The following is a 26,592-nucleotide window of genomic DNA, read 5'->3' as shown; positions in this document are numbered from 1 at the left end:
GCGCGCGACACTGACGCCATGCATGATCCCACCCGCGTGGACATCACCCCCGAGATCCTGCTGAAGGCCTACGCGGCGGGCATCTTCCCGATGGCCGAGGATGCCCAGGATCCGACCCTCTACTGGGTCGAGCCGAAGGCGCGCGGCGTCCTGCCCCTCGACGGTTTCCGGGTCTCGCGGCGCCTCGCCCGGACCGTCCGGTTGGACCAGTTCGAGGTTCGGTGCGACACCGACTTCGCGGGTGTCATCGACGGCTGCGCCGCGCCCCGCCGGGACAGCGAGCGCACCTGGATCAACGGGCGCATCCGCGAACTCTACGGCGCCCTCTACGATCTCGGCTATGTCCACACCGTGGAGGTCTATGCCGGAGGGCGCCTGGTCGGCGGCCTGTACGGCGTATCGCTGGGCGCGGCCTTCTTCGGCGAGAGCATGTTCCACGAGGTGCGCGACGCCTCAAAGGTCGCCCTCGTCCACCTGATGGGACGCCTGCGCGCCGGGCATTACCGGCTTGCCGACACCCAGTTCGTCACCGAGCACCTCACGCAGTTCGGCGCCGAGGAACTCCCGCGCCACGTCTACAAGCGGCGGCTGGCCGAGGCCCTCGACCAGGCTGGCGACTGGAACGTCTGGCCCGGAGACGGTTCGGTGACGGGCGGACAGGTGCTCGACGCGCTGGGCGGCACCTAGCCTTCGAACGCACGCGCCAAAGGCGGGACAGTGAGCTGCCGATTTGAGTCGATGGCGTCGGCTCCGCCGTCTTTGCAGGCAGAGCGAAGCAATCCAGGCAGCACCACGCTGGTCGCCGGCGCGCTGCCCTCGGACACTTCGCTGCGCTCGTGATGACGGAGCGGCTGAAGCCGCCCGCCCCCTTCAACCGGACGCGGTCTGATCGCGCCTCAGCGGAACAGCGCGTCGAACAGGTTCTGCGGCTGCTGCGGCGGAGGCGGCGGAGCTGCCGCGGGGCCCTCGTTCGACGGGAAGAATTTGCGCGAGGGCTTCTGGCGGGGCTGGACCGGCACGCCGCGTGGCGCCTCCACATCCACCTGGCCGGCGGCGTTGAGCTGCTGCGCGGTCTTGGTGGCGTCCTTGCTCGGGCGCTTGGTCTTCTCGGGCTTTGCCGCCATGGCAGGAACGTCCTCCTGCTCCTTGGCCTCGGCGATCACGTCGCTGCCGCCCTTACAATCGACCAGCCACACGTCGTAGATCGGGTGCTCGATCGCGTGCAGGCCCGGGCTCGACGCGAACATCCATCCGGTGAAGATCCGGCGATACTTGTTGTCCAGGGTCACCTCGCCGACCTCCAGGAACGCCGTGGTCTTGGCGCTCTCGGTCGGTGGGCGGGTGTAGCAGACCCGCGGGGTCAGCTGCAGGGCGCCGAACTGCACCGTCTCGTCCACCGCCACCTCGAAGGAGACGATCCGGCCGGTGATCTTGTCGAGGCCGGAGAACACCGCGGTCGGGTTCTTGATCTTGTCGGCGGCGGCAGGGCCCGCGCAGAGGGCGAGCGCGAGGCTCGACATGAGCGCGCGGCGTGCGAGGGCGGTGATGCGGCTCAAGGCTCGGACCCCTAGACGAGGGTGGCCGGCCGCGCCTTCAGTTGCGCGGCGGACGATCGGGATTGGCCCGCCATGAACACCGGAACGGTGGCGGCAAAAGGGCGCCGGAGGCCGGTGTCGCGCCCTCTACTCGCCCGGCGTCCAGGAGACGTAGTCGCCGGTAGCCGCCGGCCGCTGCCCCCAGGACAGCTGCGAACCCGCCGGCCGGTACGCGTTCGGCGTGCCGGTCTGATTCTCGATGTGCGGCTTCTGCCACGCCTTCGGCTGGTAGTTCTCCTCGCTCGGGGCGAGATCGACGTTGTGGCAGAGCCAGCCGCGCCAGCCCGGAGGCACCTTCGACGCGTCGGCGTAGCCATTATAGACCACCCAGCGCCGCTCGGAGCCGACCGAGCGGTCGATGAGGGCGCCCTCGGCCTTGTAGTACTTGTTCCCGAACTCGTCTTCGCCGACGAAGATGCCGGTGCGCGCGGTCTGGAGCGCGAGGGAGACGGTCTGGCCGTTCCACCACGTGAAGACGCGCAGCAAAGTGTCCTTCAGCGCCATCGCCGATCCCGAAATCGTGCCGCGCCGCGGAGGCGCTTCTCGGCGCCGTTATGGTGACCGCGCGCGCGCGAGTCCAGCGGGCTGACGGAAGTGTCGCTCCCCGGCAACGCCTTCAGGGCGCATCGACGGATCGCTACAAGGTTCCCGAAAAAACGCTCGCCGGCCCCTGTGAATCTAAAATTTTCCCGATCCGATTCCCGAAAGCCGGAAGGACACTTATCCGCGCCGCGGACGATATCCACAGGCTTTTGCGAGCCGGCACAACATCTAGCGGGGAACAAGCGTGCCGAACACCACTTGTTGACGTGAGAGCAAAGGCGGCGGTAATCTCCCTGCATCGGTCGCACCCCTGGATTGTGGTGCGTTGGTCAGGGGCGACCGTTCCTAGATTTCGTTCGTGAGACCGAGCCACGACCCCCTGCCGGGCGTGTTCGGGCGCGAATCCCAATATTGGGCACAGACCCCGCTTCGCGCGGGTACGGGACCGTCGTGTCTCGTCGGGAGAGGTGTGTTTCATGCGGTTCGAGCGTCGCTACACCACGGCCGGCCAGTCGCCCTACGCCGGCATCCCGTTCCGCAAGGCGCTGAGCGAGATCCGCAACCCCGACGGGTCGGTGGTCTTCCGCCTCGACGGCATCGACGTGCCGGAGAGCTGGAGCAGGTGGCGAGCGACGTGCTCGCGCAGAAGTACTTCCGCAAGGCGGGCGTCCCGGCGCGGCTGCGCAAGATCGAGGAGAACGCGGTCCCGTCCTTCCTCTGGCGCTCCGTGCCGGATGAGGCGGCGTTGGCCGAGCTGCCGGAGGACGAGCGCTTCGTCTCCGAATCCTCGGCCACGCAGGTCTTCGACCGGCTCGCCGGCTGCTGGACCTACTGGGGCTGGAAAGGCGGCTACTTCTCGTCGGAGGACGACGCCTCGGCGTTCATGGACGAGCTGCGCTTCATGTTCGCCCGCCAGATGGTGGCGCCCAACTCGCCGCAATGGTTCAACACCGGCCTGCACTGGGCCTACGGCATCGATGGCCCGAGCCAGGGCCACTATTACTGCGACCCGCAGACCGGCGTGCTGACCAAGTCGGCCTCGGCCTACGAGCACCCGCAGCCGCATGCCTGCTTCATCCAGTCGGTTCAGGACGACCTCGTGAACGAGGGCGGCATCATGGACCTGTGGGTGCGTGAGGCGCGCCTGTTCAAGTACGGCTCGGGCACCGGCTCCAACTTCTCGATGCTGCGCGGCGAGAACGAGAAGCTCGGCGGCGGCGGCAAGTCGTCCGGCCTGATGAGCTTCCTCAAGATCGGCGACCGGGCGGCCGGCGCGATCAAGTCGGGCGGCACCACGCGCCGCGCCGCCAAGATGGTGATCGTCGATATCGACCATCCGGATATCGAGTCGTTCATCGACTGGAAGGTGAAGGAGGAGCAGAAGGTCGCCGCCCTGGTGACCGGCTCCAAGGTCGTCTCCAAGCACCTGAACTTGGTGATGAAGGCCTGCACCCAGTGCGAGGCCGAAGGCGACGCCTGCTTCGATCCCGAGCGCAACCCGGCGCTCAAGCGCGAGATCAAGGCCGCCCGCCGCGCCTCGGTGCCGGACGCCTACATCAAGCGCGTCGTGCAGTTCGCCCGCCAGGGCTTCACCAAGATCGATTTCCCCGTCTACGACACCGACTGGGATTCGGAGGCCTACCTCACGGTGGCCGGCCAGAACTCCAACAACTCGGTCTCGCTGACCGACGACTTCCTGCGCGCCGTCGAGGCGGATGCCGACTGGTCCCTCCAGGCCCGCACCACCGGCAAGGTCACCAAGACCCTGAAGGCCCGCGACCTCTGGGAGCGGATCGGCGAGGCCGCCTGGGCCTCGGCGGATCCGGGCCTGCACTTCAACACCACGATGAACGACTGGCACACCTGCCCGGCGGGCGGGCGGATCCGGGCCTCGAACCCGTGCTCCGAGTACATGTTCCTCGACGACACCGCCTGCAATCTCGCCTCGGCGAACCTGCTGACGATGTACGACCGGGAGACCAAGCGCTTCGACGTGGAGGCGTTCGAGCACCTCAACCGCCTCTGGACGGTGGTGCTCGAGATCTCGGTGATGATGGCGCAGTTCCCGTCGAAGGAGATCGCGGAGCTGTCCTACCGGTACCGGACGCTCGGTCTCGGCTACGCCAATATCGGCGGCCTGCTGATGACCATGGGCCTGCCCTACGATTCCGACGCGGGCCGGGCGCTGGCCGGCGCGCTCACCGCGATCATGACAGGCGTCGCCTACGCCACCTCGGCCGAGATGGCCGCAGAGCTCGGCACCTTCCCGGCCTACGAGGAGAATGCCGACGCGATGCTGCGGGTCATCCGCAACCATCGCCGGGCCGCGCATGGCGAAACCGAGGGCTACGAGTTCCTGAACGTGGCGCCGGTCGCCCTCGACCACGCCAACATCCCGCAGGCGGATCTGGGCGACCATGCCCGCGCCGCCTGGGACCGGGCGCTGAAGCTCGGCGAGGAGCACGGCTACCGCAACGCGCAGGCCACCGTGATCGCGCCCACCGGCACGATCGGCCTCGTGATGGACTGCGACACCACCGGCATCGAGCCCGACTTCGCCCTGGTGAAGTTCAAGAAGCTCGCCGGCGGCGGTTACTTCAAGATCATCAACCAAGCCGCTCCGGACGCCCTGCGGGCGCTCGGCTACCGTGAATCCGAGATCGCCGAGATCGAGGCCTACGCGGTCGGCCACGGCTCGATGGGCCAGGCGCCGGGCATCAACCCGACGACGCTGCGCGCCAAGGGTTTCACCGACGAGAAGATCGCCGCGGTGGAGAAGGGCCTCAAGTCGGCCTTCGACATCAAGTTCGTGTTCAACCGCTGGACGCTCGGCGACGACTTCCTGACCCAGACCCTGAAGGTCCCGGCCGAGAAGCTCGCGGACCCGACCTTCGAGCTGCTGCCGTTCCTCGGCTTCTCCAAGAAGGAGATCGAGGCCGCCAACACCCATATCTGCGGGGCGATGACCCTGGAGGGCGCGCCCTTCCTCAAGGTCGAGCACTACCCGGTCTTCGACTGCGCCAACCCGTGCGGCCGGATCGGCAAGCGCTACCTCTCGGTCGAGAGCCACATCCGCATGATGGCGGCGGCGCAGCCCTTCATCTCGGGGGCGATCTCCAAGACCATCAACATGCCGAACGACGCCACGGTCGAGGATTGCAAGGCGGCCTACCTGCTGTCGTGGCGCCTCGCCCTCAAGGCGAACGCCCTCTACCGCGACGGCTCCAAGCTGTCGCAGCCGCTCAACGCCGCCCTGATCTCCGATGAGGACGACGAGGCGGATGAGGGGATCGAGGCCCTGATCCAGGCACCGGCCGCCGCCAAGGCCGCCGCGGCCGCGGAGAAGATTGTCGAGCGGGTGATCGAGCGCGTCGAGCGGATCCGCTCCCGCGAGAAGCTGCCGGCCCGCCGGAAGGGCTACACCCAGAAGGCGGTCGTCGGTGGCCACAAGGTCTACCTGCGCACCGGCGAGTACGACGACGGCCGCCTCGGCGAGATCTTCATCGACATGCACAAGGAAGGCGCGACCTTCCGGAGCTTGATGAACAACTTCGCCATCGCGATCTCGCTCGGCCTCCAGTACGGCGTGCCGCTGGAGGAATACGTGGAGGCCTTCACCTTCACGCGGTTCGAGCCGGCCGGCTTCGTCCAGGGCAACGACGCGATCAAGAACGCGACCTCGCTCCTCGACTACGTGTTCCGCGAGCTGGCGGTCTCGTATCTCGGCCGCGCCGACCTCGCCCATGTCAGCCCCGCCGAGATCGGCGGCACGGTGATCGGCGGCGGCGAGAGCGGCGACACGACCCGTGAGGGTCCGAAGCCGGCGCCGGCCTCCTCGGTCGTCTCCCGCGGCCTGCTCCGCGGCTCGGCCGATCGGCTCACCCTGATCCAGGGCGGCCCGGCCGGCGGCAACCTGGGTGTCGGTGCGGCGAGCGCCGGCCAGTCGGCCCCGGCCGGCGGCACGGTCCACGCGATCCGCGGCAGCACGGCGCTGAAGGCCGAGCCGGCTTTGGCCGGACAGGCCGAGACGATCGCCGACTCCCTCCCCTTCGCCAAGGCGGAACGGACGGTCGCCGACCGCCGTGCCGAGGCGAAGATGAAGGGCTACGTCGGCGAGGCCTGCCCGGAATGCGCGAACTTCACGCTGGTCCGGAACGGCACCTGCCTGAAGTGCGACACCTGCGGGAGCACCACCGGCTGCTCGTAAACCGGATATCGGTGCCCTCGGGCGGGGCGGTGACCGCGCTGCCCGACGGTGACCGGTAGCCCCTTACGGGAGATCGATGGGCCGGCTTGCTCCTCGCGGCAAGTCGGCCCTTCCGCGTTCAAGGCACAGGGTGCGCTTCGGGGGCCGAGGCCAACCGAACGCCGTCGTTCCGGGGCGCCGCAGGCGAGCCCGGAACCCAGAACCGCGACGCGTGCGCAGCATGGCGTCGTCGACGGTTCTGGATTCCGGGCCCTGCTGCGCAGTCCCGGAATGACGTGCTCGCGGCCGCGTCGTGCTTTGCGAGCGGAGCGCGTCACACGCGCCAAACGCTCTGACCGGATTCCGCCTCGGGCCGCCCTGCGGCCTGCACACGCGACACCGATCCTTCTGTCTCATCTGAATACAGCATCCGCCTACCCGCCGTTGCCCTTATGCAGTAGCGTCAGGACGCCATTGGGCCGGCGAGACCGGCTGGATCATCCTTCCGAGACGAGGGCTGCATGCGTTCCGGCGACACCAAGACAGATCGTTGCGGCTCCACCCGGCGGACACTCCTCCGGGCCGGCCTCTCGGCCGCCGCCTTCGGAGCGCCTCTGATCCGGTCGGGCGCCGCGCGCGCCGAGGCGGGCGAGCTGCGTATCGCGAAGCAGCCCGGCCTGTCCTACCTGCCGGCCGTGATCGCCGAGAAGCTCGGCCTCGTGGAGAAGCACGCCAAGGCTGCCGGGATCGACAACCTCCGGGTGACGTGGACGCGCCTGACCAATGGCGGCGCCAGCAACGACGCGCTGCTGTCCGGCGGCGTCGACATGGTGATCAGCGGCGGTCCCAACATGCTGATCATGTGGGGCAAGACGAGCGGGCGAGTGAAGGGTGTCGTGGCGACCGGCGCCCTGCCGATGAAGCTCGTCACCAACAACCCGAACGTGAAGACGCTGGCGGATTTCGGACCGGCCGACCGGATCGCGGTCCCGACCATCCGGGTCGGAACGCAGCCCGTGGTGCTGGGGATCGCCGTCGAGAAGGAGTTCGGGGCCGGCGCCCTGGAGAAGTTCAACGCGATGACCGTCGGCATGGGGCATCCCGACGCGATGATCGCGCTCCAGAACAAGAACAACGGCGTCACCGCGCACTTCTCGCAGCCGCCGTATCAGGACCAGGAGCTCGCCATGTCGGGCGTCCACGAGGTCCTCGACTCGGTCGCGGTGATGGGCGGCCCCCTGACCAACGGCTGCGTCTACAGCACGACGACCTTCCACGACGCCAATCCGAAGGTCATCGCGGCGTTCGTCGGCGCGATCAAGGAGGCCATCGCCCTGATCGACACGGACAAGCCGGCCGCGGCCAGGATCTACCTGGAGGTCAACAAGGAGAGCATCTCGGCGGACGCCCTCGCGGCCCTGATCGCGCGGCCCGGCATGGTGTTCTCCGCGGCGCCGCAAAACCTGCTCCCGGCCGCGCAGTTCTTCTCGCGCGCCGGCTACATTAAGCAGAAGCCGACCAGCTGGAAAGAGTTCTTCTTCGGCGAGGTTCACGATCTCCCCGGAAGCTGAGAACGACCGGGCGCGTCAATCAGGTTTCTGCCGGAGGGCCGTTCACCGAGGCCCGCGCCGACATCACGTGCGCCGACGACGTGCTTCGCGCGGCCGGTAGGGACGGTCGGCACGGCCCAATCCTAATGCCACCCTTATAAGATCCGCCCCGTCCCCGCCTCGAACCCTAACGCGGTTCGGGGCCACTGTCCGGGTTGGCCGGAACCGATCGCGGAGCCTCCGCGGCCGGTCCGCCGAACCGGACCCGACCACCATGCTCGACATCGTCTTCCTCGCGGGGGGACTCGCCTTCTTCGCTGCCGCGGCCGGCTACGCCGCGGCTTGCGAGCGGCTGTGAGCGAGGCCGCCATGAGCCTCGACCTCGCCCTCGGCGCCTGCGTCACCGCCGGCCTCCTCGTCTACCTCACCTACGCCCTCGTCCGCCCCGAGCGGTTCTGAGCGGCTGCGCACGGACCTCCCCATGAACCTCAACGGCTGGATCCAGATCGCGCTCTACTGCGCGGTCGTTCTGGCGCTCGTGAAGCCCCTCGGATCGTACATGACCCGGGTCTTCACCGGAGAGCGCACCTTCCTGTCGCCCGTGCTCGGCCCCGTCGAGCGCGGGCTCTACCGCGTGTCGGGCATCGATGACCGTCAGGAGCAGCACTGGCTCGCCTATACCGGCGCCGTCATCCTGTTCCACGTGCTGGGCTTCGCGGTGCTCTACGCGATCCTGCGGCTGCAGGCGGTGCTGCCGCTCAACCCGGCCGACCAGTCCGCGGTGGCGCCGGACCTCGCGTTCAACACGTCGACCAGCTTCATCACCAACACCAACTGGCAGTCCTACGGCGGCGAGACCACGCTGTCGTACCTGACCCAGATGCTGGGGCTGACGCACCAGAACTTCCTGTCGGCGGCGACCGGCATCGCGGTGGCGGTGGCGCTGATCCGGGGCTTCGCCCGGGCCTCCACCGGCACGATCGGCTCGTTCTGGGTCGATGTGACCCGCGCGAACCTCTACGTGCTGCTGCCGATCTGCATCCCCTACACGCTGTTCCTGGTCTGGCAGGGGATTCCGCAGACGCTCGGTGCCTACGCCGACGCCACCACACTGGAAGGTGCCAAGCAGACGATCGCGCTCGGACCGGTGGCGAGCCAGGTGGCGATCAAGATGCTCGGCACCAATGGCGGCGGATTCTTCAACGCCAACGCCGCGCACCCGTTCGAGAACCCGACTGCCCTGTCGAACTTCGTCCAGATGGTCTCGATCTTCGTAATCGGCGCCGCGCTCTCCAACGTCTTCGGCCGCATGGTCGGCGACGAGCGCCAGGGCTGGGCGATCCTCGGCGCCATGGGGATCCTGTTCCTCGCGGGCGTCGCCGTCACTTACTGGGCTGAGGCCAGCGGCAGCTCCGTCCTCAACAGCTTCGGGCTGACCGGCGGCAACATGGAGGGCAAGGAGACCCGCTTCGGCATCGCGGCCTCCGCGCTGTTCGCCGTCATCACGACCGCGGCCTCCTGCGGCGCGGTCAACGCCATGCACGACTCGTTCACGGCGCTCGGCGGCCTGATCCCGCTGCTCAACATGCAGCTCGGCGAGATCATTATCGGCGGTGTCGGCGCCGGCCTCTACGGCATGCTGATCTTCGTGATCGTGGCGATCTTCGTGGCGGGCCTGATGGTCGGCCGCACCCCTGAATACCTCGGCAAGAAGATCGAGGCGAAGGAGGTGAAGATGGCCATGCTCGGCATCCTCTGCCTTCCGCTGATGATGCTGGGCTTCACGGCGCTGGCGACCGTCCTGCCGGCGGGCCTCGCCGGCCCGGCCAATGCCGGCCCGCACGGCTTCACCGAGATCCTCTACGCCTACACCTCGGCGGCGGCCAACAACGGCTCGGCCTTCGGCGGGCTCACGGCCAACACGCTGTTCTACAACAGCACGCTTGCCATCGGCATGCTGGTGGGGCGGTTCTTCGTGAAGATCCCGGTGCTCGCCATCGCGGGCTCGCTCGCCGCGAAGAAGCGGGTCCCGGCCTCGGCGGGCACGTTCCCGACCCATGGCGGTCTGTTCGTCGGGCTTTTGGTCGGCGTGATCCTGATCATCGGCGGCCTGACCTTCTTCCCGTCCCTGGCGCTGGGCCCCGTGGTCGAGCACCTTGCGGGCGCGGCCGGCCAGACCTTCGCGACCGGGGGCTGAGATGCCGCGCGCCCTCCCCGCCCGGCGCCTGCCGCGCCATCACCTCGTGCTGCACCGGCAGCCGCGGCGGAGCGACCGCGCCCAGGCGGTGCGGACGTCCGATCTCGTGCTGGCGCTCCTCGGCGTCGTCCTGCTCGGCGGATTCGCCCTGCTGGCGGCTTACGCGCTGACCCTCGGCGTCGTGGGCTGAGCCTCTCTGCCGTCATCACGAGCGCAGCGGAGCGTCCCACGGCGGCTCGACGCCTCCGGACACAGCGCGGCTCTGGATTGCTTCGCTCCGCTCGCCAGGACGGCAGCCTCTCTTCCATCTCTCCTCCGGACATCTCCCATGTCGCGTCAGACATCATCCCTGTTCAGCGCCGCCCTGGTCGGGCCGGCCCTCCTCGGCTCGGTTCGAAAGCTCGATCCGCGCGCCATGATCCGAAACCCGGTCATGTTCGTGGTCGAGGTCGTGGCCCTCCTCACCACCGTGCTGTTCGCCCGTGACCTCCTCACCGGCGGCAGCGACCTCGCGTTCTCCGGCCAGATCATCCTCTGGCTGTGGTTCACCCTGATCTTCGCCAACTTCGCCGAGGCCCTCGCGGAGGGGCGCGGCAAGGCCCAGGCCGACAGCCTGCGGCGGACCCGCACCGAGATGACGGCCAAGCGCCTCACCGGCCAGGGCCTCGCCTACGAGACGGTGCCGGGCACGACCCTGAAGGTCGGCGACGTGGTGCTGGTTGAGGCCGGTGACCTGATCCCCTCCGACGGCGAGGTGATCGAGGGCGTGGCCTCCGTCAACGAGGCCGCCATCACCGGCGAATCCGCCCCGGTGATCCGCGAATCCGGCGGCGACCGCTCGGCGGTGACCGGCGGCACGCAGGTCCTCTCCGACCAGATCAAGGTCCGCATCACGGCGGCAGCGGGCTCGACCTTCGTCGACCGCATGATCGCCCTGGTCGAGGGCGCCGCGCGCCAGAAGACGCCGAACGAGATCGCCCTCAACATCCTGCTGGCCGGCCTGACGCTCGTGTTCGTCTTCGCGGTGGCCTCGATCCCGAGCTTCGCGAGCTACGCGGGCGGCGCGATTCCGGTGATCGTCCTCGTCGCCCTGTTCGTCACCCTGATCCCGACGACCATCGGCGCGCTGCTCTCGGCGATCGGAATCGCCGGCATGGACCGGCTTGTCCGCTTCAATGTGCTCGCCATGTCGGGGCGCGCCGTCGAGGCGGCGGGCGACGTCGACACCCTGCTCCTCGACAAGACCGGCACGATCACGCTCGGCAACCGGCAGGCCACGGAGTTCCGCCCGGTTTCCGGCGTGTCGGAGCGGGACCTCGCCGATGCGGCGCAGCTCGCCTCCCTGGCCGACGAGACGCCGGAGGGCCGCTCGATCGTGGTGCTCGCCAAGGAGACGTACGGGCTCCGGGCCCGCGACATGGCCGCGCTGAACGCCACCTTCGTGCCGTTCACCGCCCAGTCGCGCATGTCCGGCGTCGATCTGGACGGCTCGTCCATCCGCAAGGGTGCGGTAGATTCGGTCATCGCTTCCGTGTCGGCGCAGCCCATGGCCACCCACGGCTCCAACGCTGCCCTGGCGTTCCGTCCGGAAGCCGAGAGCGGATTCGTGACCGAGATCCGATCCATCGCGGAGGCGATCGCCAAGGCCGGCGGCACGCCGCTGGCGGTCGCCCGCGACGGGCGGCTGCTCGGCGTGATCTACCTCAAGGACATCGTGAAGGGCGGCATCCGCGAGCGCTTCGCGGAACTGCGCCAGATGGGCATCCGCACCGTGATGATCACGGGCGACAACCCGATGACCGCGGCGGCGATCGCCGCCGAGGCCGGCGTCGATGACTTCCTCGCCCAGGCCACGCCGGAGGACAAGCTCGCGCTGATCCGCAAGGAGCAGGCGCAGGGCAAGCTCGTCGCCATGTGCGGCGACGGCACCAACGACGCCCCGGCGCTGGCCCAGGCCGACGTCGGCGTCGCCATGAACACCGGCACGGTGGCGGCCCGCGAGGCCGGCAACATGGTCGATCTCGACAGCGACCCGACCAAGCTCATCGAGATCGTCGGCATCGGCAAGCAGCTGCTGATGACCCGCGGCGCGCTCACGACCTTCTCGATCGCCAACGACGTCGCGAAGTACTTCGCCATCATCCCGGCGATGTTCCTGGGGCTGTACCCGCAGCTGCAGGCGCTCAACGTGATGCACCTCGCCTCGCCGCAGAGCGCGATCCTGTCAGCGATCATCTTCAACGCGCTGATCATCGTGGCGCTGATCCCGCTGGCCCTGCGCGGCGTCACCTACCGCGCCGTCGGCGCGGCCGCGCTGCTGCGCCGGAACCTGCTGATCTACGGGCTCGGCGGCGTCCTCGTGCCCTTCGTCGGCATCAAGGCGATCGACCTCGCCGTCAGCGCCCTCCACCTCGCCTGATCCGGTCCCACGGAGACCCGCCATGCTCAGACAGCTTCGCCCCGCCCTGGTCCTGCTCACCGCGCTGACGGTGATCACCGGCCTCGCCTACCCTCTCGCCATGACCGGCCTCGCGGGGGCGATCTTCCCCGCCAAGGCCGCCGGAAGCCTGATCGAGCGCGACGGCGCGGTGATCGGCTCAAGCCTGATCGGCCAGACCTTCACCAGTGCCGGCTACTTCCACGGCCGGCCCTCGGCCACGACGGCGCCGGATCCCGCTGACGCCTCCAAGACGGTGCCGGCGCCCTACAACGCGGCCAATTCCTCCGGCTCGAATCTCGGCCCGACAAGCGCGGCTTTGGCCGAGCGGGTGAAGGGCGATGTCGATGCGCTCAAGGCCGAGAACGCGAATGCCCCGGTGCCGGTCGACCTCGTGACGACCAGCGGGTCCGGCCTCGACCCGGACATCTCGCCCGAGGCCGCCTACTTCCAGGTTCCCCGGGTCGCCAAGGCCCGCAACATCCCGGAGGAGCGCGTGCGCGACCTCGTGACGTCGCGCATCGAGGGCCGCATGCTCGGTATTCTGGCTGAGCCGCGTGTCAACGTCCTGGCGCTGAACTTGGCGGTCGACGGGCTCGCCGCTCGCTGAGGCGAGTCTGACATTCTGTCGGAACACCCCGTCAGACCGGATCGCTGTCGATTGGCCTGACGGACATGGCGCGTGAGGTTCAATCGCTTGGACGGACCTCGAAACGGCGTGTTGCTAATTCCGCTTCGTCTTTGCGAGCGAAGCGAAGCAATCCAGCAGCGCCACGTCCACCGGCGTCCCGCTGCCCTGGGTTGCTTCGCTTTGCTCGCAATGACGCGACGATTCCGCGCTGGCCGCGGCGTTTTGCTAAGATGGCGATCATGCCCGAGACCGGCCGCGACCCTGCCCGTCCCTCGCCCGATGCCCTGCTCGAAGCGGTGCGCCGGGAGGAGCGGACGCGCGGCCGGCTCAAGGTCTTCCTCGGCGCCGCCCCCGGCGTCGGCAAGACCTACGAGATGCTGACCATCGGCCGGGCCCGGCTGAAGGCCGGGCTCGACGTCGTGGTCGGGGTGGTCGAGACGCACGGCCGCGCCGAGACCGAGGCGCTGCTCGACGGATTCGAGATGATCCCGCGTCGGGCGGTGCCGTATCACGGCACCGTGCTGGAGGAGATGGACCTCGACGCGCTGCTCGCCCGCCGGCCGGCTCTGGTGCTGGTCGGCGAGCTCGCCCACACCAACGCGCCGGGCTCGCGTCACCCGAAGCGCTTCCAGGACGTCGAGGAATTGCTCGATGCCGGCATCGACGTCCTGACGACGCTCAACATCCAGCACGTCGAGAGCCTCAACGACGTGGTTGCGTCGATCACCCGCATCCGGGTGCGCGAGACGGTGCCGGACGGCGTCCTCGACCGGGCCGACGACATCGAGGTGGTAGACCTCAACCCCGACGACCTGATTCAGCGTCTGAAGGACGGCAAGGTCTACGTCCCGACCCATGCCGAGCGCGCCCTGAAGCATTACTTCTCCCGCGGCAACCTGACGGCTTTGCGCGAGCTGGCGCTCCGGCGCACCGCCGATCGCGTCGACGACGAGCTCCTCAGCCATATGCGGGCCAACGCCATCGCGGGCCCCTGGGCCGCCGGTGAGCGCGTGCTGGTCTGCGTGAACGAGGATCCGCGTTCCTCCGGCCTCGTGCGCTACGCAAAGCGCCTGGCCGACCGCCTGCACGCACCCTGGACGGCGCTCTCGATCGAGGGCGCGCGGGCGGCCGCCCTGAACGAGGTGCAGCGCGACCGCATCGCCGAGGCCCTGCGGCTCGCCGATCGGCTCGGCGGCGACGCCGTCACCCTGCCGGGCGGACGCCGGATCGCCGACGACGTGCTCGACTATGCACGCTCCGCCAACGTCAACCACATCGTCGTCGGCAAGGCGAACCGGTCGTGGCTGTTCGAGCTCGTGAACGGCTCGGTGGTGCACGATCTCGTGCGGCGCAGCGGCAATATCAGCGTGCACGTGGTCCCCGGCGAGGCCGTGCCGGCCGAGACGCCGCCGCGCCGCGCCGTGGCTTTGGCCGCTCCGCGGTCCAGCTTCGAGGCGCGGCCCTATGTCATCGCCCTGGCGGCGGTCGCCGCGGGACTCGGCGCGGCGATCCTCGCCCAGCCCTATGCGGGCGTCGAGAATGCCGATCTCTTCCTGCTGACCGCTGTCGTCGCGGTCGCGGTGCGCTGGGGGCTCGGGCCGGCCCTCGCCGCCGTGGTGGCGGGCTCGCTCGCCTATAACTTCTTCTTCCTGCCGCCGGTCTACACGCTGACCATCGCCGACCCGACCAACGTCGCCGCCTTCCTGCTGTTCACGCTGGTGGCGGTGCTGGTCTCGAATCTCGCCGCCCGCGCTCGCCGGGTGGCGGTGGTCAGCCAGGGCCGCGCGCGGGCCACCGAGCGGCTGTTCGGCTTCTCGCGCAAGCTCGCCGCCTGCGGGACCCTCGGCGACGTGCTCTGGGCCACCTGCGCCCAGGTCGCCGCGATGCTGAAGGTGCGCGTGGTCCTCCTGCTGCCCGAAGGCCAGGCCGTGACGGTCCGGGCCGGCTACCCGCCCGAGGACATGCTCGGCGAGGCCGACCTCGCGGCCGCGCAATGGGCCTTCGCCAACGACCGGCCCGCGGGCCGCGGCGCCGACACGCTGCCCGGCGCCAAGCGCCTGTTCCTGCCGATGCGGACCGGGCGCGGTACGATCGGGGTGATCGGCCTCGATTCCGACGGCACCGGACCGATCCTGTCGCCGGAGGGCCGCCGCCTCCTCGACGCCCTGGCCGACATGGGCGCGCTCGCCATCGAGCGGGTTCGGCTTGTGGAGGATCTCGACCGGGCCGAGCGCGCCGCGGAGACGGACCGCCTGCGCCAGGCGCTGCTGACCTCGATCAGCCACGACCTGCGCACGCCCCTCGCCTCGGTTCTGGGCGCGGCGAGCACGCTGCGCGACCTCGAGGCGGCGCTGCCCGCGGACGCGAAGGCGGAGCTGCTGGCGACGATCATCGAGGAGTCGGAGCGGCTCAACCGCTTCATCGCGAACCTTCTCGACATGACCCGATTGGAGGCCGGCGCGGTGGCGCCGAACCTCTCCGCCCAGGACGTGGCCGAGACCATCGATACCGCCCTGCGCCGTACGCAGAAGATCCTCGCCGACCACCGCGTCGCCGTGGCGGTGGATCCCGACCTGCCGGCGGTGGCGCTCGACCCGGTCCTGTTCGAGCAGGTTTTGGTCAACCTCCTCGACAACGCCGCGAAATACGCGCCCGGAGGCTCGACCGTGACGGTCCGAGCGCGGCGGGAGGGCGACCGGGTCCGGATCGCCGTGCTGGACGAGGGCGACGGCCTGCCCGAGGCGGATGTCGAGCGGGTGTTCGACAAGTTCTACCGCGTCCGGAAGGGCGACCGGGTCCGGGCCGGAACCGGGCTGGGGCTCGCCATCTCCCGCGGCTTCGTCGAGGCGATGGGCGGGACCGTCACGGCCGCGAACCGGCGCGACCGAAGCGGCGCCTGCTTCACCATCGCTCTGCCGGTTCCCGCCCGCAGCGCGCCCAGGGACATCGCCGCATGAGTCCGAAGGTTCTGGTCGTCGACGACGAGCCGCCGATCCGCAAGCTCCTGCGCATGGGCCTCGCCACGCAGGGCTACGCCGTCCTGGAAGCGCCCGATGCTGGGTCCGCCCTGGCGCTGCTCGGCCGCGAGGGCGTCGATCTGGTGATCCTCGACCTCGGCCTGCCCGACATGCGCGGTCACGACCTGCTGCGGACGATTCGGGCGAGTCATCCCGACCTGCCCGTCGTCGTGTTGTCGAGCCGCGACGACGAGGGCGGCAAGGTCGAGGCGCTGGATCTCGGTGCCAACGACTACGTGACCAAGCCGTTCGGCATGGCGGAGCTTCTGGCGCGCCTGCGTGCCGCCATGCGGCACCAGCTCGCCGCCCGGGGCGAGCGACCGATCTTCCGCGTCGACAACCTCTCGGTCGATCTGATCCGGCGCATCGTCAAGATCGACGAAGCCGAGGTGAAGCTGACACCCCGGGAATACGATTTCCTGCGCGTCCTGGTGCTGCATGCCGGCAAGGTGCTGACGCACGCCCAGCTCATGCGCTCGGTCTCGTCCTCGTCCGACCCGCAATACCTGCGCGTCTACGTGCGCCAGCTTCGCCAGAAGCTGGAGGCGGATCCCGAGCGTCCCCGAATCTTGCTGACCGAGACCGGCGTCGGCTACCGCCTGCGCGCGCCCGACGACGAGCCGGCGCCGCGCGCCGCCGACGGCGCGGCCGCGCCCTGACCCCGAGGATCGGATGAAGCTTCTGAGCACCGGCAGCCCCGCGCGATGACGGTGGACGAACTCCTCGCGCCGTCCGACGTACTCGTCGGCCTCCGCGCCGCCACCAAGAACGCGTTGCTCGAAGACCTGGCCCGGCGCGCCGCGGCGGCCCTCGGCATCGGCCCGGACGCGATCTTGCCGGCGCTCGCCCGACGTGAGCATTTGGGCTCGACCGGGATCGGCGACGGCATCGCGCTGCCCCATGCCCGGCTCGAGGCCGTCTCCCGGCCGTACGGGATCCTCGCCCGCCTGCGCGAGCCGATCGATTTCGAGGCGGTCGGCGACAACCCGGTCGATCTCGTCTTCCTGCTGCTCCTGCCCGCGCCCGCCCGGCACGAGCCGCTGAACGCCCTCGCCTGCGTGGCGCGGCGTCTGCGCGATCCCGAGACCGCGGCGGCGCTGCGCGGCGCCCGGGACGCGGCGGCCCTCTACGCGGCGGTGACCGGCGGGTAGCGCAGCGGATCGCCGGTGCGCCGGTTGTCGTAGACGCATTCGCCGGCCACCCAGGTCGCCCGCACGGTGCGGTGGTCGCCGAGGATCATCAGGACGAAGAGCAGCTCCTCGATGTCCCGGCAGGTCCCGGTGCGGAAGCCGAGGAGCGGGGTCGCGGCGAGGTCGAGGACGCAGAGATCGGCCTCGTAGCCCGGGGCGATACGGCCGATCCGGTCGTCGAGGCGCAGGGCTTCCGCCCCGCCCAGGGTGGCGAGCCAGAAGGCCCGCAGCGCGTCGAGCTTGGTCCCCTGCAGGGCGGCGACCTTGTAGGCGTCGCCCAGCGTCTTCAGCAGCGACAGGGTCGTGCCGGCCCCGACATCCGTGCCGAGGCCGACCCGCACCGGCCGCCGCGGATCCTGCGCGTCGAACAGGCGGAACAGGCCGCTGCCGAGAAAGCCGTTCGAGGTCGGGCAATGGGCGAGCGCCGCCCCCGCCTGGTGACAGGTGCAGAGATCGTCCTCGCCGACATGGATCGCGTGGCCGAAGACCGAGCGCGGCCCGACCAGTCCCGCGCGGGCGTAGACGTCGAGGTAGCTCGCCCGATCCGGGAACAGGTCCATCACCCAGGCGACCTCGTCGGTGGTCTCGTACAGGTGGGTCTGCAGGAAGAGACCATCATGCTCGGCGAGCAGTGCGCCGGCGGCGTCGAGCTGCGCCTGCGTGCAGGAGGGGGCGAAGCGCGGCGTCACGGCGTAGAGCTGGCGGCCCCGCCCGTGCCAGCGCGCGATCAGGGCCCGGCTCTCGTCGTAGCCGCGCTGGGCCGTGTCGAGCAGGGCCGCGGGGGCGTTGCGGTCCATCAGCACCTTGCCGGCGACCATCCGGGTGTTGAAGCGCTCGGATTCGGCGAAGAACGCCTCCACCGAGCCGGGATGGACCGTGCAGTAGACCGCCGCCGTGGTTGTGCCGGCGCCCAGGATCTCGCGGAAGAACAGCTTCGCGACCCGCTCGGCATGGGCCTGATCGGCGAATTCCAGCTCGGCCGGGAAGGTGTACTTGTCGAGCAGGCCAGCAGCTGCTCGCCGTACGACGCGATCATCTGAAGCTGCGGATAGTGGACGTGCGTGTCGATCAGGCCCGGCAGGATCAGGGCGTTCGCGTATTCCGTGACCGGCACGCCCTCGGGCACGCGGCCGATCGTGTCCGCGTAGGGGCCGAACGCCGCGATCCGGCCGCCCTCGATCAGGATCAGCGCGTCCTCGATGTGATGCAGGCAGCCCTCGGCCAGGAACGGGTTTCCGGTGAGGCTCGCGGCGCGTCCCCGCAAGGCTGCGGACCGCATCGGCTGGGCGGAGGCGGCGCCGGCCATCAATGGGCCCCGCCGGTCTCGACGAACTTGAACAGGAACACGGCCGCGATCACCCAGACGATCGGCTTCACGTCCCGGGCGCGGCCGGCGAGGAGCTTGAGCGCCGCGTAGGTGATGAAGCCGCACGAGACGCCGGTGGCGATCGAGTAGGTGAAGGGCATCAGCAGCGCCGTCACGCAGGCCGGCACGACCTCGGTGAGATCGTCCCAGTCGAGCTCCACCAGCTCGCGCAGCATCAGGCAGGCCACGTAGAACAGGGCCGGCGCCGTGGCGTAGGGCGGGACCGCGGCGGCCAGCGGGGCGAAGAACAGGCAGGCCAGGAACAGCACCGCCACCGTCGCGGCGGTCAGGCCGGTGCGGCCGCCCTCCTCCACCCCGGAGGCGCTCTCGAGGTAGGCGGTGGTGCTCGATGTCCCGAGGAGCGAGCCCGCGAAGACCGCGGCGGAATCGGCCATCAGCGCCCGGTCGAGACGGCGCATCCGGCCCTCGGTCAGCAGCCCGGCGCGGCCCGCCACGCCCATCAGCGTGCCGGTGGCGTCGAACAGCTCGACGAGGAACAGCACCAGGATCACATTGAGCAGCCCTGCCGAAAGGGCACCCGTGATGTCCAGGGCGAACAGCGTCGGGGCGAGCGAGGGCGGCAGGGAGACGATGCCCTGGAAGGTGTTGCCCGCGAAGACGAAACTCAGCACCGTCACGGTCAGGATGCTGGAGAGCAGCGCCGCCCGCACCTTCCGGGCGGACAGTACGGCGACCATCAGGAAGCCGATGACCGCCAGAATGGCCTCGGGCTTGTGCAGGTCGCCCAGGGTAACGAAGGTCGCCGGGCTCGCCGCGACCAGGCCGGCGTTCTTGAGCGCGATGATCGCCAGGAACAGACCGATGCCCACCGTGATGGCGATGCGCATCGAGGACGGGATCCCGTCGACGATGAGCGCCCGCAGGCCGGTGAGCGTGACCACCAGGAAGCACAGGCCGGAGATGAACACCGCGCCCAGCGCCGCCTGCCACGAGAAGCCCAGGCCCTGCACCACGACGTAGGTGAAGTAGGCGTTGAGTCCCATCCCCGGCGCGAGGGCGATCGGATAATTGGCGTAGAGCGCCATGATCATCGAGCCGAGCGCCGCCACCGGCAGGTGGCCACGAAGACCGCGCCTCGGGGCATGCCGGCATCCGCCAGGATGCTCGGATTGATGAAGACGATATAGACCATCGTCAGGAAGGTGGTCAGGCCGGCGAGCAGCTCGGTGCGCACGCTCGTGCCGTGCTCGGCGAGCCGGAAGGTGCGCTCGAGAAATCCGGAAGCGCCCGGGGCCGGCGGAGCCACGTCGCGCTTCAGGTCCATTCCTGACCCCCGCCTCGTCCGGCCGCCACGGCCCGGTAGATCCTGTCGGCCGCGAAGGGCGTAGCGGTGAGCCGGATGCCGGTCGCGTCGCGGATGGCGTTGCCGAGCGCCGCCGCGACGGGATTGAAGGGCGATTCGCTCATCGACTTGGCGCCGAGCGGGCCGACGCTGTCGTGGGTTTCGGCGAACAGCACCTCGGTGTCCGGCACGTCGGCGCAGGCCGGGATGTGGTAGTCGCGGAACGCCTGTGTCACGACCTGCCCCGTCGCGTCGATCCGGACATCCTCGTAGAGCGCCGCGCCGATCGCCTGCGCGACACCGCCCTCGACCTGGCCGCGGCACTGCATCGGATTGATGACGCGGCCGGCATCGGCGGCGTGGACGCTCCTCAGGATCCGGACTTCGCCGCTGACCGGGTGGACGGCGACCCGGAAGCCCTGAACGTTGAACGACACCGAGCGCGGCGTGCCGTCCGCGCGGCCCGGCGCGTCGAGCGGGCCGAGAGCCGCGAGCCGAAGCGATCCGTTCGCCGTCACCACGGTCTCGCCGGTGAGGCGGCAGGTCTCCGGGGCCGTACCCGACATGTCCGCGGCCCGCGCCCGGATCCCTGTCGCGAGCGCCTCGGCGGCGCGGAGCGTCGCGAGGCCCGCCACCACCGTGCCGGTGCTGCCGTACGCGCCTGTATCGTGGCCGACCGCATCGGTGTCCGCGCCGGCGACGCGCACGCGCTCCGGGGCGACGTTCAGCGCCGAGGCCGCGATCTGCCGGTGCACCGTGCTGGTGCCGTTGCCGAATTCGGCCGTGCCGACCCGGACGGTGTAGTGCCCGTCGGCGTCGAGGCTGACCCGCGCGTCGGCGTGATGGCCACGGGGCGGGATCGTGTCGATCATCGCCATCGCCATGCCGGTCCCGCTGAGCCAGCCGGGCTCCGGCTCCGGCCCGGGATCGGCCCGCAGGGCGTCCTCGACCAGGGTCAGACACTGGTCGAGGCCGTAGCTGCCGAACACCACGTCGTGCGGCTCCAGACTGTTCGAGACCATGGCGTCGCCGGGCTTCACGGCATTGATCCGGCGCAGGGCGAACGGATCGATCCCGAGGCCGCGGGCGACCTCGTCCAGCGCGGATTCGAGGGCGAAGATCGTCTGGCTGAGGCCGTAGCCCCGGAAGGCGCCGGATGGCAGCGTATGAGTATAGACCGCGTAGCCGTCGACCCGCTTGTTCGGGCAGGCGTAGGCGGCCAGAACCTCGTTGCAGCCGTGGTGGATCACGCCGCCCGCGTGATTGCCGTAGGCCCCCGTGTCGGACAGGACGTCGAGGCTGATCGCCGTCAGGGTCCCGTCCCGGCGAGCGCCGATTTTCACGGCCACGCGCATCGGGTGGCGGGTCGTGGTCGCGGTGAACTGCTCCTGGCGGGTTAGCTCCCAGCGCACCGGACGGCCGGTCCGCAGGACCGCCAGGGTGACGAGATCCTCGGTCAGCATCTCCTGCTTGCCGCCGAAGCCGCCGCCGACCCGGCCGCACAGGACACGCACCGCGTCCCGCTCAAGGCCGAACAGGTCGCAGAGGGCGTCGCGAGTCAGGAACGGGACCTGCGTGCTCGTGCGGAGCGTCAGGCGCCCGTCCTCGGCACGCCAGCCGAGGCAGCCATGCGTCTCGAGGGCTGCGTGCTGGACGCGCTGCGAATGGAATGTGTCCGTGTAGACGAAATCGGCCGCAGCGAAGGCCGCCTCCACATCGCCGACCTCGCCGTGCACCTCCGCGGCGAGGTTCGGGTGAAGCCCGTGCGGCCGGGCGTCCTCACCCGGCCGGTCGCGCGGATCGTGGACCCACGGCGCGTCGTCCGCCAGGGCGCGATCGGGGTCGAGGAGCGCCGGGCGGACCTCGTAGGTCACGCGCAGGGCCCGGCAGCCGGCCTCCGCGGCGGCCTCGGTCTCGGCGACCACGGCCGCGACCCGCTGCCCGACGAAGCGCAGGATCGGGTCGAGGACGCGGGTATCTGCTGCGTCGTCCCGCGGATCCTGGTGGCGGCCGGTGGAGAACCGGCCCGGCGGCGCGTCCGCATGGGTCAGCACCGCGACCACGCCCGGGACGGCGCGCGCCGCCGCGTCGCCGATCGCCACGACGCGGGCATGGGCGTGCGGCGAGCGCAGGACCTTCAGATGCAGCGCATCGGTCGGCGGCCCGTCGAGGGTGAAGCGGGCCCGCCCGGACACCACGAGCGGCGCGGCCGGCGCGGCCACGTTCTGGCCGACCGGGTGGAGGTCGGACCCCGCTGCCACCGCGTGCCCGGCTCCCGCAATGGCGTCGCGAATGGCGTGGTAGCCGGTGCAGCGGCAGAGATTGCCCTTGAGGGCGGTGCCGAGATCCTGCCTCTGGCCCTGATTCAGGGCCGCAGCCGTCATGATCATGCCCGGGGTGCAGAACCCGCACTGGAAGCCCTGCGCTGCCAGGAAGGCCGCCTGCATCGGATGGAACGATGTCGGCTCGGTCTCCTCCGGACGGCAAGGACCCGCGAGGCCCTCGATCGTCGTCACGCTCCGCCCCTCGGCGCGGTAGGCGGGGATCAGACAGCTATGGACCGGCTCGCCATCGAGATGGACGGTGCAGGCGCCGCAATCGCCCGCGTCGCAGCCCTTCTTCACGCCGAACCAGCCCGCCTCGCGGAGATACGTGCGCAGGCATTGCCCCGGGCGGGGCTCGCGCTCCTGGGCGAGGCCGTTGACGGTCAGCCGCATCGGCCCGTGTCCTCCGCGAGCGCGTCGCGGATCTCGCCGGCGAGGTGCCGGGTGACGTGGCGGCGCCAGTCCGGCCGTCCGTGGACGTCGTCATGGTAGAGGGCGTCGGGGATCGCCTGCTCTAGAGCGGTCACGACCTCCGCGCGCTCGGGCAGGCCGGCAAAGACGAGACGTACCGGGCGCCGCACGGACGCGGTGACGGTAAGCGCGAAGCCGCCGGCTGGATCCCGTGTCCCGATCAGAAGAGCCCCCGACCGCCCGTTCGGGCTGAGGCTGATCCGCCGGAACGCGGTCTTGCGCATCAGGGCGGCGGCCGGCATCGACAGACTGCGCAGGATCTCGCCCGGCTTCAGGGCATTGCGCTGGGCTCCGAGGATGAAGTCCTCGACGGGCACGTGCCGCGCGCCGCCATCCGCGGACCAGATCGCGCAGGTGGCCTCCAGCGCGGTGGCGAGCGCGATCATCGGCCCTGCCGGCAGCGCGAGGCAGAGATTTCCGCCGACAGTGGCGGTGTTCCAGATCTTGAACGAGCCGAGCAGGGCGCGGCAGCATTGCCCGACAAGCGGTGCCGCGATCCAGGCCTGCGGCAGGTCCAGGCGGTCGAGCTGCGCGAAGGTGCAGGTGGCGGCCAGAACGAGACCGTCCGTGTCGATCGCGTGCGGCGGCCACGCGAGGCTCGCGAGGTCGACGAGGCGCCGCGTTTCAACCTGCGGCTCGGAGAACAGCCATGTCCCGCCCGCGAGGCACGCATCGCCGGCCCGCCACGCGGGCAAGTCGGACCGGCTGCGCGGCCGGAGAACCGTCTCAATCGTGTTGAGGTCCATTCCCCGCTCGTCTGCCGGATGACCGGTGGGCTTCAGCCCCGCGATATGGCTGCCGGTGCGCCGCCGCAGTCAAGTCATCCCAGTCCTGCCCCCGGGCACATGGATCTTGGACCCGCGGACGGTCCCGCCCTAAGCTGGACGGCGCCCATCGCCTTTCCCGGAGACCCCCTATGCCCCTGATCGCGTCGCGCTACGGCAAGGAGCAGGTCCGGGTGATGCGTCTCACCCGCGACGGCGACCACCATACGCCGCGCGAGCTGACCCTCTCGGTGATGCTGACCGGCCGCTTCGATGCCGCCTGGACCGAGGGCGACAACCGCGCCTGCATCGCCACCGACAGCATCAAGAACATCGTCAACGTCACGGCGGCCCGGAATCTTGCCCTCGACAAGGAGGCGTTCGTCGCCGCCGTCGCGCGGGTTCTGCTCGACACCTACCCGCAAATCGAGATGGTCGCGATTGAGGCCGAGGAAACGCGCTGGCTGCGCCACAGCATCGACGGTCAACCGCACGGCCATACCTTCACGCGGGATGGGAACGGCGTCGGCTTCGTCGCGCTCGTGGCCGACCGGGCCGGATCGACCCTGCGTTCCGGCCTGCGCGGCTATACCTTCATGAAGACCACGCAGTCGGGTTGGACCGGCTTCGTCGCCGACCAGTACCGAACGTTGCCGGACACCACGGACCGCATCGCGGCCACCAGCATGGACGCGACTTGGACGTGGGCGGCCGTGCCCGCCGCGTGCGAAACCGCGAATGCGCGGATCCTCGCGACGCTGCTGGCCGTCTTCGGTACTACTTACAGTCGCGGCGTGCAGGATAGTATGTACAGGATGGGCGAGGCCGCGCTCGCAGCCGTGCAGGACATCAGCGAGATCACCTTCGTGATGCCGAACAAGCACTACATTCCCGTCGACCTGACAGCCTTCAGCCTGGACAATCCCGGGACCGTTTTCCTGCCGACCGACCAACCCTACGGGCGGATCGAGGCGACAGTCAGCCGCGGCGGTTGATCACCGATGCGTTACTTCGAGCACACAAATAATTGATCGGCATACAATCATTCAGCGGCTCAAACCGTGTCTGCTGTTTTCAGGGTGCTATCGGAGAAGCGGCCAAAATATCGATTGTCGAACTTACTATTTCAATCTGCGGAACATGAATGAAAAACTGCAAAGTAGCGACCGGTATTGGGGGCGGTACTAGTTTGGTCAGCCCACACGAAGAGCGTCCGTCCGACACCAACCCGAGGTAGTGGGTGGGACCAACCTAAGATAAAATAATGCAATCGCTGGATGAGTGACGAATTGGTCACGTTGATTTCTGCACGTGCGGCCGGAATTACTAAAATCAAGATAGTCGAGAGCCGCTTTAACAGTTAGGAAAGAAAATCGCCGTAGATCGAACTGAAGAAGAGTTTCAGTAAAGCTGATATCGAACTCGCTAACATAGATAGCTTTTTTCGAGCGGCTTGCAATTACGCCGCAACCGTCAAGGCGCGCTTTCGTCGCACCAGCGGGTTGCGCACAGGGAGAACATCATGTTCGAGCGCCTCAAGGGCCGCCGGGATCAGTATGCCAAGCTGGCCGCCTTGAGCCGGTCGCTCGCCACAATCGAATTCGCGCTCGACGGAACCATCCTGGACGCCAACGCGAATTTCCTCGCCGCGATGGGCTACACCCTGGATGAGATTCGCGGCCGTCATCACAGCCTGTTCCGAACCGGCGCAGCGCGAGAGCGCGGCCTACCGCGCATTCTGGGAGGGTCTGCGGCGCGGTGAGTTCCAGACCGCCGAGTACAAGCGGATCGCCAAGGGTGGCCGTGAGGTCTGGATCCAGGCCACCTACAATCCCGTGCTCGATGCTTCGGGCAAGCCGGTCAAGATCGTCAAGTTCGCCACCGACATTACCGCGCACAAGCTTCGCTCCCTCGATCTCGAAGGCCAGATCGCGGCGCTCCACCGCTCGCAGGCGGTGATCGCCTTCGCGCTCGACGGAACGATCCTGAGCGCCAATCAGAACTTCCTCGATGCCGTGGGCTACCGCCTGGAAGAGATCGTCGGCCGGCACCACAGCCTGTTCGTCGGCGAGGCCGAGCGAGCGGGCGAGGCCTATCGCGCGTTCTGGGCCGCGCTCGCCCGCGGGGAGTTCCAGTCCGGCGCGTTCAGGCGCACCGGCAAAGGCGGTCGCGAGATCTGGATCCAGGCTACCTACAACCCGATCACCGACGCGGACGGACGCCCCGTCCGGGTCGTCAAGTTCGCCACCGACATCACCGCGCAGGTCCACGAGCGGCAGCGCCGGGCCGAAGCGCAGCGCGCGATCGGCGACGATCTCGACGCGATCGGACGCGCCGTCGAGGACGTGACGCGGCAGACAAATCACGCCGCCGAAACGGTCGGACGTGTCTCGAACGAGATCCGGTCGGTCACCTCGGGTGCCGAGCAGTTGTCCGTGTCCGTCGGGGAGATCAGCCAGCAGGTCAGCCACGCGGCGGAGATCGCCGGACAGGCGGTCGATCAAGCGCAGCACACGGGACGGATCGTAGCGGGGCTGAGCGAGCAGGCGACCCAGATCGGCGATGTCGTCGGCCTGATCTCCGGCATCGCCGCCCAGACCAACCTGCTCGCGCTCAACGCCACAATCGAGGCGGCCCGCGCCGGTGAAGCCGGCCGCGGTTTCGCGGTCGTGGCCAGTGAGGTGAAGACCCTCGCTGAGCAGACCGGCCGGGCGACGGATCAGATCCGCAGCCAGATCGCCTCCACCCAGTCGGCGACCCGCGAGGCCGTGGACGCGATCGGCGTCATCCAGGGCACGATCCGCACGCTGAACGAGGTCTCGCCGACCATTGCGGCGGCAGTGGAAGAGCAGTCCGCGGTAACGCGTGAGATGTCCGGCAGCATGCAGACGGCGTCGCACGGCGTCTCCACGATCGCGTCCGGCATGGACACGATCGCCGAGGCGAGCGTTCGCGTCGACCGGGCGACGCGTCAGGTCCGGGAAGCTTCGCGGGCGATCGGCTGACGACGCCGCGCGT

The 26,592-nt window shown here is 69.5% G+C and carries 15 protein-coding genes and 4 pseudogenes; 13 read left to right on the top strand and 6 right to left on the bottom strand.

Features of this window, described 5'->3' with window-relative positions; all coding sequences use genetic code 11:
- Positions 1-18: 18 nt before the first annotated feature.
- Positions 19-687, top strand: coding sequence for a leucyl/phenylalanyl-tRNA--protein transferase (gene aat, locus M6G65_RS01105; protein ID WP_238198628.1), 669 nt, complete (start codon positions 19-21; stop codon positions 685-687).
- Positions 688-896: 209 nt separating this feature from the next.
- Here the strand turns inward: aat and M6G65_RS01100 are convergent, their stop codons facing one another.
- Both M6G65_RS01100 and M6G65_RS01095 read right to left on the bottom strand, forming a co-directional pair.
- Positions 897-1,556 (bottom strand): DUF2155 domain-containing protein, encoded by a 660-nt coding sequence (locus M6G65_RS01100; RefSeq protein ID WP_250103459.1) that lies wholly within the window; start codon positions 1,554-1,556, stop codon positions 897-899.
- A 126-nt stretch (positions 1,557-1,682) separates the two neighbouring features.
- Positions 1,683-2,099 carry an NADH:ubiquinone oxidoreductase subunit NDUFA12 gene (locus tag M6G65_RS01095; protein WP_192707060.1) on the bottom strand — a complete coding sequence of 139 codons (417 nt, stop codon included), beginning with the start codon at positions 2,097-2,099 and terminating at the stop codon, positions 1,683-1,685.
- A 515-nt stretch (positions 2,100-2,614) separates the two neighbouring features.
- On the opposite strand from M6G65_RS01095, the pseudogene M6G65_RS01090 reads away from it, so the two are divergent.
- The 10 genes and pseudogenes from M6G65_RS01090 (at position 2,615) to M6G65_RS01045 (ending at position 17,307) form a co-directional block, all read left to right on the top strand.
- A pseudogene (locus M6G65_RS01090) lies at positions 2,615-6,345 on the top strand (vitamin B12-dependent ribonucleotide reductase).
- A gap of 500 nt (positions 6,346-6,845) precedes the next feature.
- Positions 6,846-7,895 (top strand): ABC transporter substrate-binding protein, encoded by a 1,050-nt coding sequence (locus M6G65_RS01085; protein WP_250103458.1) that lies wholly within the window; start codon positions 6,846-6,848, stop codon positions 7,893-7,895.
- A gap of 333 nt (positions 7,896-8,228) precedes the next feature.
- Positions 8,229-8,333 carry a K(+)-transporting ATPase subunit F gene (locus M6G65_RS01080; protein WP_209578313.1) on the top strand — a complete coding sequence of 35 codons (105 nt, stop codon included), beginning with the start codon at positions 8,229-8,231 and terminating at the stop codon, positions 8,331-8,333.
- Between the two features lie 22 nt (positions 8,334-8,355).
- On the top strand, positions 8,356-10,071 hold the full coding sequence (kdpA, locus tag M6G65_RS01075) for a potassium-transporting ATPase subunit KdpA (protein ID WP_238198636.1): 1,716 nt from the start codon (positions 8,356-8,358) through the stop codon (positions 10,069-10,071).
- Position 10,072: 1 nt separating this feature from the next.
- A complete protein-coding gene (locus M6G65_RS01070; RefSeq protein WP_238198638.1) occupies positions 10,073-10,261 on the top strand; it encodes a hypothetical protein in 189 nt (62 codons plus the stop codon).
- Between the two features lie 138 nt (positions 10,262-10,399).
- A complete protein-coding gene (gene kdpB / locus M6G65_RS01065; protein WP_250103457.1) occupies positions 10,400-12,490 on the top strand; it encodes a potassium-transporting ATPase subunit KdpB in 2,091 nt (696 codons plus the stop codon).
- A 22-nt stretch (positions 12,491-12,512) separates the two neighbouring features.
- Complete coding sequence (locus tag M6G65_RS01060; RefSeq protein WP_238198642.1) at positions 12,513-13,118, top strand: K(+)-transporting ATPase subunit C; 606 nt, start codon at positions 12,513-12,515, stop codon at positions 13,116-13,118.
- A gap of 260 nt (positions 13,119-13,378) precedes the next feature.
- A complete protein-coding gene (locus M6G65_RS01055) occupies positions 13,379-16,096 on the top strand; it encodes a sensor histidine kinase (protein ID WP_250103456.1) in 2,718 nt (905 codons plus the stop codon).
- Entirely contained in the window at positions 16,093-16,815 is a 723-nt protein-coding gene (locus M6G65_RS01050; protein WP_238198646.1) for a response regulator transcription factor, read from the top strand. The genes M6G65_RS01055 and M6G65_RS01050 overlap by 4 nt, the downstream gene beginning before the upstream one ends.
- 45 nt (positions 16,816-16,860) lie before the next feature.
- Entirely contained in the window at positions 16,861-17,307 is a 447-nt protein-coding gene (locus tag M6G65_RS01045) for a PTS sugar transporter subunit IIA (RefSeq protein WP_250103455.1), read from the top strand.
- Here the strand turns inward: M6G65_RS01045 and guaD are convergent.
- The 4 genes and pseudogenes from guaD to M6G65_RS01025 all read right to left on the bottom strand — a co-directional run bounded on the left by guaD (position 17,283) and on the right by M6G65_RS01025 (position 23,556).
- Positions 17,283-18,652: pseudogene (gene guaD, locus M6G65_RS01040) on the bottom strand (guanine deaminase). The gene M6G65_RS01045 and the pseudogene guaD sit on opposite strands and share 25 nt — an antisense overlap.
- Positions 18,652-19,997, bottom strand: a pseudogene (locus tag M6G65_RS01035) (NCS2 family permease). Before M6G65_RS01035 ends, guaD begins: the two co-directional pseudogenes overlap by 1 nt.
- Positions 19,988-22,732 carry a molybdopterin-dependent oxidoreductase gene (locus M6G65_RS01030; RefSeq protein WP_250103454.1) on the bottom strand — a complete coding sequence of 915 codons (2,745 nt, stop codon included), beginning with the start codon at positions 22,730-22,732 and terminating at the stop codon, positions 19,988-19,990. The pseudogene M6G65_RS01035 and the gene M6G65_RS01030 overlap by 10 nt, the downstream one beginning before the upstream one ends.
- Positions 22,723-23,556, bottom strand: a complete 834-nt coding sequence (locus tag M6G65_RS01025; RefSeq protein ID WP_238198657.1) for an FAD binding domain-containing protein — start codon at positions 23,554-23,556, stop codon at positions 22,723-22,725. Before M6G65_RS01025 ends, M6G65_RS01030 begins: the two co-directional genes overlap by 10 nt.
- 170 nt (positions 23,557-23,726) lie before the next feature.
- Between M6G65_RS01025 and pucL the strand changes: the two genes are divergently transcribed.
- Both pucL and M6G65_RS01015 read left to right on the top strand, forming a co-directional pair.
- A complete protein-coding gene (gene pucL, locus M6G65_RS01020) occupies positions 23,727-24,569 on the top strand; it encodes a factor-independent urate hydroxylase (protein ID WP_238198659.1) in 843 nt (280 codons plus the stop codon).
- 527 nt (positions 24,570-25,096) lie between these two features.
- Positions 25,097-26,579: pseudogene (locus tag M6G65_RS01015) on the top strand (methyl-accepting chemotaxis protein).
- The last annotated feature ends 13 nt before the right edge of the window (positions 26,580-26,592 follow it).

Origin of the sequence: Methylobacterium tardum (assembly GCF_023546765.1) — a bacterium.
Lineage (GTDB): Bacteria > Pseudomonadota > Alphaproteobacteria > Rhizobiales > Beijerinckiaceae > Methylobacterium > Methylobacterium tardum.
This window is presented reverse-complemented; position numbering and strand designations above follow the sequence as displayed.